This window comes from Paraburkholderia sp. 2C, from assembly GCF_054589215.1.
Map to the genome: position 1 here is coordinate 212,902 of NZ_BAAILL010000050.1, position 12,100 is coordinate 225,001.

Annotated in this window: 14 protein-coding genes; 11 read left to right on the forward strand and 3 right to left on the reverse strand. The window is 61.4% G+C overall.

Annotation, left to right across the window (positions count from 1 at the left end; genetic code table 11):
* Positions 1-104 precede the first annotated feature (104 nt).
* Genes ACYPXD_RS27870 through alc form a run of 8 tightly spaced genes read left to right on the forward strand, consistent with a single transcriptional unit; the run spans position 105 to position 6,135 of the window.
* Positions 105-956, forward strand: coding sequence for a transporter substrate-binding domain-containing protein (locus tag ACYPXD_RS27870; protein ID WP_459719123.1), 852 nt, complete (start codon positions 105-107; stop codon positions 954-956).
* Between the two features lie 11 nt (positions 957-967).
* Positions 968-1,594, forward strand: a complete 627-nt coding sequence (locus ACYPXD_RS27875) for a DUF1989 domain-containing protein (protein ID WP_459719126.1) — start codon at positions 968-970, stop codon at positions 1,592-1,594.
* Positions 1,595-1,608: 14 nt separating this feature from the next.
* A complete protein-coding gene (locus tag ACYPXD_RS27880) occupies positions 1,609-2,244 on the forward strand; it encodes an urea carboxylase-associated family protein (RefSeq protein WP_459719130.1) in 636 nt (211 codons plus the stop codon).
* An 18-nt stretch (positions 2,245-2,262) separates the two neighbouring features.
* Positions 2,263-2,943, forward strand: coding sequence for an amino acid ABC transporter permease (locus ACYPXD_RS27885; RefSeq protein ID WP_459719133.1), 681 nt, complete (start codon positions 2,263-2,265; stop codon positions 2,941-2,943).
* 1 nt (position 2,944) lies between these two features.
* A complete protein-coding gene (locus tag ACYPXD_RS27890; RefSeq protein ID WP_459719136.1) occupies positions 2,945-3,622 on the forward strand; it encodes an amino acid ABC transporter permease in 678 nt (225 codons plus the stop codon).
* Positions 3,623-3,628: 6 nt separating this feature from the next.
* Positions 3,629-4,441, forward strand: coding sequence for an amino acid ABC transporter ATP-binding protein (locus tag ACYPXD_RS27895; protein WP_459719140.1), 813 nt, complete (start codon positions 3,629-3,631; stop codon positions 4,439-4,441).
* Positions 4,438-5,103, forward strand: a complete 666-nt coding sequence (locus ACYPXD_RS27900) for a DUF1989 domain-containing protein (RefSeq protein WP_459719143.1) — start codon at positions 4,438-4,440, stop codon at positions 5,101-5,103. Before ACYPXD_RS27895 ends, ACYPXD_RS27900 begins: the two co-directional genes overlap by 4 nt.
* Positions 5,104-5,124: 21 nt before the next feature.
* Positions 5,125-6,135 (forward strand): allantoicase, encoded by a 1,011-nt coding sequence (alc, locus tag ACYPXD_RS27905; RefSeq protein ID WP_459719146.1) that lies wholly within the window; start codon positions 5,125-5,127, stop codon positions 6,133-6,135.
* Positions 6,136-6,253: 118 nt separating this feature from the next.
* Here the strand turns inward: alc and ACYPXD_RS27910 are convergent, their stop codons facing one another.
* The 3 genes from ACYPXD_RS27910 to ACYPXD_RS27920 all read right to left on the reverse strand — a co-directional run bounded on the left by ACYPXD_RS27910 (position 6,254) and on the right by ACYPXD_RS27920 (position 8,332).
* A complete protein-coding gene (locus ACYPXD_RS27910; protein ID WP_459719655.1) occupies positions 6,254-7,132 on the reverse strand; it encodes a LysR family transcriptional regulator in 879 nt (292 codons plus the stop codon).
* Positions 7,133-7,579: 447 nt separating this feature from the next.
* Entirely contained in the window at positions 7,580-7,936 is a 357-nt protein-coding gene (locus ACYPXD_RS27915) for a DUF4148 domain-containing protein (protein WP_459719658.1), read from the reverse strand.
* Positions 7,937-7,990: 54 nt separating this feature from the next.
* Positions 7,991-8,332: a DUF4148 domain-containing protein gene (locus tag ACYPXD_RS27920; protein WP_459719148.1), complete on the reverse strand. Its 342-nt coding sequence runs from the start codon at positions 8,330-8,332 to the stop codon at positions 7,991-7,993.
* Positions 8,333-8,788: 456 nt separating this feature from the next.
* Here ACYPXD_RS27920 and ACYPXD_RS27925 point away from each other — a divergent pair, with 456 nt between their 5' ends.
* The 3 genes from ACYPXD_RS27925 to ACYPXD_RS27935 all read left to right on the forward strand — a co-directional run bounded on the left by ACYPXD_RS27925 (position 8,789) and on the right by ACYPXD_RS27935 (position 11,742).
* Positions 8,789-9,274 (forward strand): DUF305 domain-containing protein, encoded by a 486-nt coding sequence (locus tag ACYPXD_RS27925; RefSeq protein ID WP_459719661.1) that lies wholly within the window; start codon positions 8,789-8,791, stop codon positions 9,272-9,274.
* Positions 9,271-10,767, forward strand: a complete 1,497-nt coding sequence (locus ACYPXD_RS27930) for a YncE family protein (protein WP_459719151.1) — start codon at positions 9,271-9,273, stop codon at positions 10,765-10,767. Before ACYPXD_RS27925 ends, ACYPXD_RS27930 begins: the two co-directional genes overlap by 4 nt.
* Before the next feature lie 324 nt (positions 10,768-11,091).
* Complete coding sequence (locus tag ACYPXD_RS27935; protein WP_459719154.1) at positions 11,092-11,742, forward strand: LysE family translocator; 651 nt, start codon at positions 11,092-11,094, stop codon at positions 11,740-11,742.
* Positions 11,743-12,100: the final 358 nt, after the last annotated feature.

The window sequence follows — 12,100 nt, forward strand, 5'->3', positions numbered from 1 at the left end:
AATGCATCATCAAGAAACTGTTGTTTCTAAGATCGAACTGGTATAGATCGTGCACTACATGCGCTGCCGAATACAAATCAGACCATACTTACGGAGTCCGACCGATGTTCACGCAGCGCTTTTTCCGTCTCGCGATGACGGCGCTTTTTCCGGCCGCCGCCCTGCTTTCTCACGCCGTCACGACGCGTGCCGATACGCTCGACGACATCAGGAGCCGCGGCAAGATGATCGTCGCAATCGACCCGACCTTCGCGCCGTACGAATACACCGATTCGAACAACGCGATCGTCGGCTACGATCCGGCCATTCTTGCTTCAGTGGCAAAACATCTCGGCGTGAAGATCGAATATCAGCGTATGGCCTTCAGCGGCATCATCCCCGGTTTACTGTCGCATTCGTTCGATCTCGAAGGCTCGGCGCTGAACGTAACGGCCGAACGAGCGAAGCGCATTGCGTACGTCGTGCCGACCAGCAAGACGGTCAACGGCGCACTGGTACGAGCCGATTTCTCGAAGATTCCGTCGAAACCGACACCCGAATCGCTCACGGGTCTGACGGGCGCCGTCAAAACCGGCAGCGCGCCCGAGCAGATCCTCAAGCAGTTCAACGAAACACTGAAGACCAAGGGCCTCGCTCCAATCAATATTCTGAGTGTGGATAGCGTCGATCAAACCGTATCCGCGTTAATGACGCGCCGCGCCGATTTTGTCTTCGACGATCTGACCGTGCTCGCCGACGTGATCAGGCAGCATCCCGGCAAGATGAAGCTGACCGGTGAACTCGGCCCGTCGCAATGGATCGCGCTCGCGACACGACCGGACGACACAAGCCTGAACAAGGCGATCAGCGACGAAATTCTTGCGATGAAGAAAAGCGGCGAACTCGCACGTCTGCAAAAGCAATATCTCGGTGTGACGTTCGATACGCCGGTGTCCGACTTCATTCCGGCGCAGTGAGGCACGACGGCATGAGCGAACCCATTTTCCCGCTGATCGTGAAGGCCGGCCATGGACGTGCATTCGAAGTCAAAGCCGGCCAGTTCTTGACGATCACCGATGTGGAAGGCCAGCAAGCCGCCGACTTCGTCGCCGTGGTCGCGACGAACAAAGGCGAGAAGCTGTCACCGACCCATACACGGCGCCAGTTGCGTTCGTTGTTCTTCGACGTGGGCGACATGCTGTACTCGTCGCTCGGCCGCCCGCTGCTGCGCGTGGTCGAGGACACGGTCGGCGTGCACGATGCGAATGTGCCCGCGTGCGACGACACGCGCTTCACGGTCGACTTCAATGTGACGGGGCATCGCAACTGTCTCGACAACATGCATATGGGGCTCGCGCTGCACGGCCTTTCGCCATTCGACGTGCCCGAGCCGTTCAATCTGTTTCAGAATGGCCCCGTCACGCCGGATCGCCGCATGCAGGTCACGGACCCGACCAGCAAACCCGGCGATCACATCACGTTCGAAGTGCTCGCCGACCTGCTTTGTGCGGTCTCGTCGTGTCCACAGGACATTATTCCTGGCAACGGTCTGCGCGTCACCGAGATCGCCGTTTCGATCCATGACGCGGCCCCGTCCCCGCGCCCCAACGCCTGAACGCACCGACAGACATGCTTCTCCTAAAAGACGCCCCCACCCGTTCGCCGCTGCCACCGACGCGCGTATTCGTGCCCGCCGGCGAAAGCCGCGCAATTGACGTGAAAGCCGGGCAGATTCTGCGCATCGAAGCAAAAGAAGACGGCGCGACGGCCGCGCTATTCGGTTTCAGCCGCGCGAATCCGGACATTTTCCTGTCCGTGCATCACACGCGTGTGTTCAGCAATTCATACGTGCTGCAGGCGGGCATGCGCATCGTCAGCAACCGGCGCCGCGCACTGATGGTGCTCGGCAAGGACTCGACAGGCCGGCACGATCTGCTGCTGCCCGCGTCGACCACCGCGTTTCTCGAGGAGAACGGCTACGCGGGTCAAACCGGCTGCGTCGAATCGGTCGCACAGGCGATCGCCGCGCAAGGTCTCACTCCGCCGAAACTGCCCGACCCGATCAATCTCTTCATGCACGTCGACTTGCATCAGGACGGCGCGATCGAGCCGCAGCGCAACGCCACGCGCGCAGGCGATTTCATCGCATGCCGCGTGGTGGCGGACCTGGTTTTTATCGTGTCCGCCTGCTGCACGGGAATTTCCGGCAATGACCGGCCCGCTGCGCTGGAACTGGCGGCGGCCGAAGAACTGATCGAGTTGTAGAGGCCAGAGAACTGCCGTATGTGGCTTGATCCTCAAGTGGTCCAGAGCGTGCCGTCCTTGTTCGACGGATGGCTGGTGACCGTGGAACTGACGCTGCTCGGTGCAGCGGGCAGTCTTGCGTTCGGCCATCTCGCGCTCGGAATGCAACTGACGCGCTTCGCGCCGCTGCGCTGGGCAGCGCGCGTCTACATCAGCTTCATGCGCGGCACACCGTCGCTCGTCCAGCTTTTCATGGTGTTTTTCTCGCTACCGCTGATCGGGCTGGGTGGACGGCCAATGCTGGCCGCCGCGCTCACGCTCGGCCTGAACAGCGGCGCCTACACCGCTGAAATCCTGCGCGGCAACATGCGCGTGGTGACGAACGGCCAGATCGAAGCAGCGACCGCGCTCGGCATGGCACCGTGGCGTATCGCGCTGCGTATCGCGTTACCCCAGATACTCAAGGCGAGCGTACCCGCGCTCGTCAACGAGTTCACGATTCTGTTGAAGACGACGCCGCTCGCGTCGGTGGTCGCGGTCACCGAGCTCACCTACGCAGGCCAGATGGTGATCGCGCGCATCTACACGTCATCGCAGATCATGTTGCTCGTCAGCGTCGGCTATCTCGCGGTCGTGCTGCCGGTGATCTGGTTCGGCAGGCATCTGCAACGCAAGCCGGCGGCGGCACGCGCAGCGCGATCCGCGATGCGAGGCACCTGAGATGACATTCGATCCCAGCGTCATCATCCGCTATGTGCCGACGTTGCTGCGTGGCTTCGGCGATACGCTGTGGCTATGCGTGCTCAGTGGCGCGCTGGCCGGTGTGCTCGGCATTGCGCTGACTGCCGGTCAGCGGCGCGGCCCGCGCGCGCTCGCCGCGCTGATCGACGGTTATATCTCCGTCACGCTCGCGCTGCCGCTGCTCGTGCTGCTCTACGTGACGTTTTACGTATTGCCCGATTTTGGACTTCTGCTGCCCGCACCGGTCGCCGGCATCGCCACGCTCGCGATCTACTACGCCCCGTATGTCGCGCAGGTCATTCATGCGGCAATCGATGCCGTGCCGCGCGGCTCGATCGAAGCGGGCGTCGCGATCGGCATGTCGCCGCTTGCGATCGCGCGCCGCATCGTCGCGCCGCAGGCCTTGCCGCTGCTTCTCCCCACGCTGACCGGCCTGATGATCGGTCTCGTCAAGGACTCCGCGCTGCTGTCGGTGATTTCCGTGCATGAGTTCATGTTTGCGGCCAAGGGCATCGTGTCGGATACGTATGCGCCGCTCGAGGTGTATTGCGTCGTCGCGCTCGTCTACTGGGCAGCGACCGCTGCACTCCATTTCACGATGCGCCAGTGGGAACGCCGCCTTGAGCGCGCCCACGGCCTCACCATGCTTATCCGATGAGCGACGATGAACCTGAACGAAGCTACCGTATCCGCCGCCTCACGTGCGCTCAGCGCGCGCGACATCGTCAAGTCGTTCGGCGCGCAGCGCATCCTGGACGGCGTGAGCCTCGACGTCGCGCGTGGCGAAGCCGTATGCATTCTCGGACCCTCCGGTTCGGGCAAGTCAACCTTGCTCCGCTGCCTGAACTGGCTTGCACCGCCGGATTCCGGCGAAGTCTGGATCGGCGCAGATCGTGTCGGTATGCGTAACACCTCCCGCGGCGTGCCCGTGCCGCGGCCCGAGCGCGAAATTCGCGCGCAGCGCAGCCGCATCGGCATGGTGTTCCAGAGCTTCAATCTGTGGCCGCACATGAACGTGCTCGAAAACGTGATGGAGGGGCTGCTTTCCGTCAAACGCATGCCACGCCTCGACGCGAGCGATATCGCCGTCGACGCGTTGCGCAAGGTCGGGCTGTCCGGCAAGCACACAGCAATGCCCGCGAGCCTGTCGGGCGGCCAGCAACAACGCGTCGGCATTGCGCGAACGCTGGCGATGGCGCCCGAAGTGATCCTCTTCGACGAGCCGACGAGCGCGCTCGATCCCGAACTCGTCGGTGAAGTGCTCGCGGTCATGCGCGGCCTCGCGGCGGGACAGACGACGATGATCGTCGTCACGCATGAAATTGGCTTTGCGCGCGAGGTGGCCGATCGCGTCGTCTTCATGGATGGCGGAAAGATCGTCGAAGCAGGGCCGCCCGAGCAGGTCATCGATCACCCTTCGTCGGCGCGTCTGCGTCAGTTCCTTCACCGTTTCATACCCGCAACCACCCACCCATGACTTCTTCCTCTACTCCGATTACCGTGCCCGCCGGTCACGGCAAGGCCGTCCGGCTCGCCGCCGGGCAAGCCGTGCGCGTCATCAACACGCACGGCACGCAAGTTGTCGATTGCTGGGCCTGGAATGCATATGACCTCTCCGAGTTTATGTGCATGGAGACCACGCGCGTCTGGAACCAGCGGCTCAACCCGGTGATCGGCGATAGCTTCGTGACGAACCACCGGCATCCGATCCTGACTGTCATCGAAGACACGACGCCCGGTGTGCATGACACCTTCATGGCGGCATGCGACCGCAAGCGCTACGAACTGCTCGGCGTGCGCGGCTACCACCGCAACTGCTGCGACAACATGTTCGAAGGCATGTTCGAGTTGGGCGTGACGCCGCCCCGCGCGAATCTCGCGTCGTTCAACATCTTCATGAACATCCGCGTGCAGCCCGACGGCATCACGCTGCACACGCTACCGACAGTTACAAAGCCGGGCGAATACATCACGCTGCGCGCGGAGATGGATTGCTTCGTTGCGTTCTCAGCCTGCCCGCAGGACATCGTGAAGATTCAGGGCCAGGGCGACAACACGCCCAGGCCGGTCGATGTCGTCGTGCTCGACGATTTCCGCTCCGATCTGCCCGGTACCCAAACCTGGGTGCCGGCACCCTGATTCACTCACGTCCTCCGAAAAATGACGCTTCCGACTCTCGATGCCGACTCGTCCGCCTTCGTGCGCCGTGCCATCAATCTGGCCGATCCGCGCCTGGGTGCACAAGCGGTGCACACGAGCGACGACTTCTTCGCGCCGATGGCGCGCATGCTGAACCCCGAGCCGGCCGTATTCGTGTCCGGTCAATACGATAACCATGGCAAATGGATGGATGGCTGGGAATCGCGCCGCAAACGCGGGAGCGGCCACGATTTCTGCGTCGTGAAACTGGGCGTGCCCGGCACACTCGTCGGTGCCGACATCGATACGAGCCATTTCACCGGCAACTTTCCGCCCGCTGCGTCGCTACAGGCATGCGTTTCGTGTGCCGACATCCCACCTGAAGACACGATGTGGGCCGAAGTCCTGCCTGCGGTGCCGCTGCGTGGCAATGCGCATCACTATCATGCGTTGCGAACTGGAGATGCGATCTTCACGCACGTGCGTCTGAACATCTATCCAGACGGCGGCATCGCGCGTCTGAGACTGTATGGACGGCCGCGTCCTGTGCTCGACTCCCTCGCGGAAATCGACCTCGCGCTGGCGACCAACGGCGCGCGCGTGATCGCCGCCAACAACGAGCACTTCGGACTCGCGTCGAATCTGCTTTTGCCGACAAAGGCGACGAATATCGGAGAGGGATGGGAAACGCGGCGTCGCCGCGAGCCGGGCAACGACTGGTGCATCGTGGAACTGGCGAAGCCCGGATCCCTCAAGCGCGTCGTCGTCGATACCGCGCACTTCAAGGGAAATTTTGCGGATCGTTGCTCGCTGCAAGCTGCATGCGTCGAAGGCGGCACCGACGAATCGCTCATTACGCAATCCATGTTCTGGCCAACGCGACTCGCCGAACAGCCGTTGCAGATGGATCGCGAGCACACGTTCGAACTGGAAGCGTCGCCATGCGTCACGCACGTGCGCTTCAACATCTTTCCTGATGGTGGCGTGTCGCGGCTGCGTCTTTTCGGCGTCGCCCACGACGATGGTCGATAACTGCGCTCGTCCGCCACAGCGCCGACAGGTGTCCCCTGATCAGGAAGGCCCTGCAGGCATGGCGTCTTGCGCCGAGCTTGCGTTGCATCGGTGCATGCGCTTTGGTCGAACGATTGGCCTACGCCGCCTCAACAACGAGATCGAACATCGCCTGACTGCTCGGCGATAAAGACCGGCCCTTCAACCAGACCATGTGCAAAGGTCGTTCGATGCGTAGGTCGTCGACAGCGATTGTCGTCAGTTCGCCGCGTCGTATTTCATCCTTCACGCTGAGTACCGACAGATACGCGAGCGCATGCCGAGCAAGCAGCATGCGTTTGATTGCTTCGGTATCGCTGACCGACATCAAAGGTTCGATACGCGATCCGGTCCGCGCGTAGGCTTCCTCGACAACCGCTCGCGTGCCGGATCCCGGCTCGCGCATGATGACCGCTTGATTGACGAGGTGACACGCTAGCAAAGACGTTCCCGCGCGCGGATGAGACGATGCCGCGACGATGGCAATTTCATCCGAGCCGATGCGACGCGCGTGAAAAATCGAATCGTCGAACGGACCCTCGATAAAGCCAAGTGCAAAGGTGAGGTCGCGTAGTCCGGCTTCGACGCGTTCCGTATTCGTCACCACCAGATCGATCGACACACGCGGGTGCTGCGCATTGAAACGGGCGATGATGTCCGGCACGAAATAGACGCCGAGTGTCGCGCTTGCCCCGATCGTGATATGCCCGGCGTCGAGACCGGACAGCTCCTTCAACCGGCTTTCCGCGCCGTCGGCCAACTTGAAGATCCGCTCTGCGTAGTCATACAAAATGCTCCCCGCCTCGGTCAGCGCGACGCCGCGGGGCAGACGATCGAACAGGATCAAACCGAGGCGATCTTCCAGTTCGCGAATTTCGCGCGTCACAGCGGGCTGACTCACGTGCAGACGCTCGGCACCGCCGCTGATGCTCCCGGCACGGGCAACTTCATAGAATGCGTAGAGGTGAACGAAGTTCATCAGGCTTCCTGGCGTGGGGTGAGACCACTCCCTGGTGGCGCGGGTACAAGCGTGCAAACACGCGCGTGCGCCGGTTATTCCCGTGAACCATGGATGTTTTCGCAGAATGGCGCCGTCTAATCCGGCGCGAGGCCGCTGCGACTTCATGCCACTCTCGAATAAACAGCGCAGCCGGACAATGAATCGCGAAACCAACATCGCGGCTATCACGAGTAGCGCGCCGGACACGCTGTTATCGGTACGTGTCAGCACCTCGGCCAGATAGATCGCAATACCGATCACTGCGGGGTGGTGCAGGATGCGGCGGCCTGGCAGCACGTTCATGGTTAGACCTCGCGGCCGCTAAAGGAATGGGACGTCACACCGTGCTGTGATGGCACCGGGCGGGTACGGCAGCCGTTGCCGCGGCAAATGCTTCCCCGTGGCATACACAGCGGTCACGGTGCCTCACTCGCCGTAGTAGACGTCGCAGAAGCTCGCGGGACCCACACATGACGACGTCGAATCGCGAGGCGCGGTAGCCCGCTTCCCGGCAGCCGACGTGCCGCTGTCAGCCGTGCCGCCGACTGCGTCATGCGACGTCTGCCGGGCTTGCTCGGCGGCGACTTTTGCTTCGGCTGCCTGAATGTTTGCCGGGTAATACACATCGTCTCCCGAGGCCGGGTTGTAGCCCGCCTGCTCGAGGCGAATCAGATCGGCTCTCACCTCGGCGCGCGTCAGCGGAGCCGTGTTTTGGGCGAAGCACAGAACGGGGCTGAAGAGCGCAGCAACGGCAATGGAAGCGAATGTGAGCGTTTTCATGATGTCGGGTCCTTCGTGTCATGGGTTGTCAAAAGATCCATAAAGACTCAGGCGTGATTAGCCGCCGAAATAGATGTTGCAGAAGCTCACCGGCCCGACGCAGTCGTCGGAACGCGCGTCGTGGCGAGATCGCTCCGGCTTGCCGGTTTGCGAACTGCCAGCAGGCGTGCCGCCGTTGCCGTCTGCCTGCCCGGTGGCGGATCTGGCCTGATGCGAATAGATAAGGCCGATGTCGGGGTAGGACGTCTCGGTCACGAGACGTGAGCCATTGTTTTCCGCGTCTATGAGTTGCTGGCGTACTTCCGCACGGCTGAGGCGCTGAGCGGAAGCAGTGGAGACACAGCCGGTTGCCGCGAGAGCGAGCAAAGCACCAATCGTGATTGCGGGATAGATACGCATTTCAATATCCTTATTTAAATCGACATCTATTCATCAACAAGGCAAAGCACAGAGATTCCTGATGGTTGCCGGAGACGGCTCACGGGTGCTGGCCGAGGCGGCCTGTCAAGCGCGATTCGTTGAGTGAAAGATTAGCCGGGTAAGGAAGAGGCGAAAAATACCTACTTGCGATGCGTCCCATGCCTTTGGCTTATGCCTGCTCCTCCACCACTCCCGGCGCGGTTCACCTTCTTTATCGTGTGCGCACCAGGCTAGACAGAAGAGTAGTCACGTGAATAAGCGCCCACCTATCGCTATAGCGCTTTGACGATGTTTTATAGCTGGCGTCATCGTGACGAAAATGCAGCGACAGTTTTCTGGCAGCCGATGGAATAAAACCCGTAATGGGGTGGTTTGCGGGGGTATCACGACAGACTCGTTACGACCATGATCCACTCCACCCTTCGCTTTGTCGGTATGCCGTTGCGAGTACGGCATCTTGTAGCCATCGCGGCTCTGTTCTCCACCGCCACGACATGGGCAGCGGGGCCCGCTGCGCCGGTAGCGCCTGCCGTATCGAACAGCGCGGAAGCGGCATTTCTTGTGGAAAACGATACGGCCATGTCGAACATGATGGACCACATGACCATCAAGCCATCGGGCGACGTGGACCGCGATTTCGTCGCGATGATGGTGCCTCACCACCAGGGCGCTATCGATATGGCACAGGCCGAGCTGCGTCATGGCAAGAACGAGCAACTGCGCCGTATTGCGCAGGAAATCGTAGTCGAGCAGCAACAGGAAATCGTCGCAATGCGTCTCGCGCTTGGGCAGACGTTGCCGCCATCCGCGCCCGCGCCCGACCAGGCGAAGCCGCAGTCATCCGCTGACGGTCTGCCGTCTCTCCAGCACCATCACAACATGAGCAACATGAACAACATGAACATGCGCCAGGAGCCATGATGCAACCACGACAAATTACCTTCGCTACCATTCTCAGCGCCACGGCAATGGCCGTCGCCCAGCTGGCCTGGGCCGGACAGGCGCCTGGTGCGCTGTCCGATGCCGATGTACCGGTCAGTCATCATGACCGCGTCTACGCCGCCGAACAGTTCTCCAACACGGTGTCCGTGACCGACCCGGCGGATAACAGACTGGTCGGCGTGATTCGCCTCGGCGACCCGTCGCCGGGAAACTTCAGCCCGCTTTATCGTGGCCAGGTGCTCGTGCACGGGATGGGCTTTTCGCCGGATCACAAGACCATTGCGGTCGTATCGATCGGCTCCAACTCGGTGTCGTTCATCGACACGCAGACCAACGCAGTGAAGCACGTGACCTACGTCGGTCGTTCCCCCCACGAGGCTTTTTTCACACCGGACGGCAAGGAGGTGTGGGTGACGGTGCGTGGCGAGAACTATGTATCGGTGATCGACGCCACTACGTTCGAGGAGAAAACACGCATCACCGTGCCAGCGGGTCCAGGCATGCAGATATTCTCGCCGGACGGCAAGTACGGTTATGTGTGTTCGTCGTTTAATCCGGAGACCGATGTCATTTCGGTCGCGGATCACCGGATCGTCGGCAAGGTGCAGCAGGCTAGCCCGTTCTGTCCGAACATCGCCGCGACGCCCGATGGCAAACAGGTGTGGTTCACGCTGAAGGACGTAGGCAAGACCCAGGTGTTCGACGCGCGTCCGCCGTTCACGTTGCTCAAGACGCTGGATACGGGACCGATCACCAATCACGTGAACATCGCCAGGAACGCGAACGGCATGTTCGCGTACGTGACGGTGGGTGGTCTGAACGAAGTGAAGGTATTCCGTACTGACGATTTCTCGCAGGTCGCGACGATTCCGGTCGGCAACCTGCCGCACGGCATCTGGCCGTCGGGCGACGGCAGCCGCGTGTACGTCGGGCTCGAAAACGCTGACGCGATGGCCGCCATCGATACGCTGACCAACAAGGTGATCGCCACCGTACCGATCGGGCAGGCGCCGCAAGCCGTCACGTACGTGTCGAACGCCGTTCCTGACGGCGACGGCACGCAGAACCTGCAGCCGCTCGGCCTTGCCGGTCAGACGGCGCACCTTGCGTTGCAACCCGTCGGCACAAAGGGGGCGAACCCGTCTGGCGCGCCGACCAGCGTCGCGCTCTTCGATCAGGGTTTGCTGCAGGTTTTACAGGCTTCGGTCACAGGCCTGCAGCCGAAGCAGCCGTACGTGCTTGGCCTTGCGGATAACGCGGACGGTAGCGGGCCGGTCGAGCCACTGGCGAACTTCATGACGAACCCGGCCGGCTCGGCGATCGTCAACGCGATCGGGCAGATTCGCCAGGTCGTCGCGGTGAAGGCGAGTCAGACAACCGGCACCGCCGCGGCGGATAAACGGCGCTATCTGTTGATCGCCCCACAGGTCGACGGCAAGGCAGGTGCGCCGGTTCAGGTGCAGGCGCTCTGAGTCGTCAACTGGTACCGGCTCCCACGGCAGTATGTCGTGGGAGATGCGCGATCCATCAAGGTCGACCATGTGCGCCCTGCACAACCATCTCGTCACGGAGGTGGCGTCGAGGCGCGAGACCGTCCTGCACAACACCCTTCCGTTCGTCCACGTGATGGCGTGGATCAACAGTCCCTGGGACGTGGTCAGCCTTGGTTCGGATTAAGAAGGATGGATTCGTGGTTCGTACCACCAAAAGAAGATAAACGATGCACTCTGCCGAGGTATTCGAATGGCTCTCATCGGCCACCTATCTTCAAGCGCTCCATCTTCGAGAGGTATTTCATGACCCCGCTGGCGGCTGTTGCAAGTATTCTTGGCACCCTTGTTATCGGCGCTATGAGCCCGGGCCCGAGTTTTATCGTGGTTGCGCGCAATTCCGTTGGCCTGTCGCGCAAGGCCGGACTCGCTACGGCGTTGGGTATGGGCATGGGCGGCGTAGTGTTCAGTGCATTGGCGTTGTTTGGCATGTACTCACTGCTTATGGCCGTCCATTGGCTCTATGCCGGGCTTAAGATTGCAGGGGGAATGTATCTGGTCTATGTCGGTGTCATGATGTGGCGAGGAGCGCGCAAGCCCCTCGTACTCGATGGCGTACATAACGGGATGTCAAACGGCGCCCAGCACGCTTTTCGAACTGCACTGCGAACTGGACTGGTTACACAACTCAGTAATCCGAAGGCGGCGATTTTTTACGGCAGCATTTTCGCGGCGTTGCTGCCCCAGCATCCGCCTGTCTGGTGTTACCTGGCGCTGCCGCCGGCGGTTTTTCTGATCGAGGGGGGATGGTATGCGGCGGTAGCGGTGTTTTTTTCAAGCCGGCATGCGAGGGATCTCTACTCGAAAGCCAAAACGGCGATCGATCGTGTCGGCGCCACGATCGTCACAGCCCTTGGGCTCAGACTCATTTTGACCGCACATCGGTCTGGCATTTGAATGGCGACCAAGACGGAGCAGATCCTGATCGGATCCCCCGCCCACCCGATACTTCGATACGCTGAGCGTTGATCGATCGGTTGTCTTCGCCAAGCAGGCTCGAAATCGTCGGCCCGACGTCGTCGGGCGCGTCGTCGGGCATACCCACGCAGCCAGGAGCGGTGATGCCGGCAAAGAACGGCTTGTGCTCAGCCATGACGATATCGGAAGCGCCGATGTCCAATCAGGCACGGCAAGTTGTGTGCGCGCCCTCTTTATGCCACCGACGTTCGGCGACTTCTACGAACTTCGCCACCATCGGCTAAAGCCGGCCGGCATCACGCTCACGTAGCGAGTCTCCTGTCAGGCTTATCCGGCC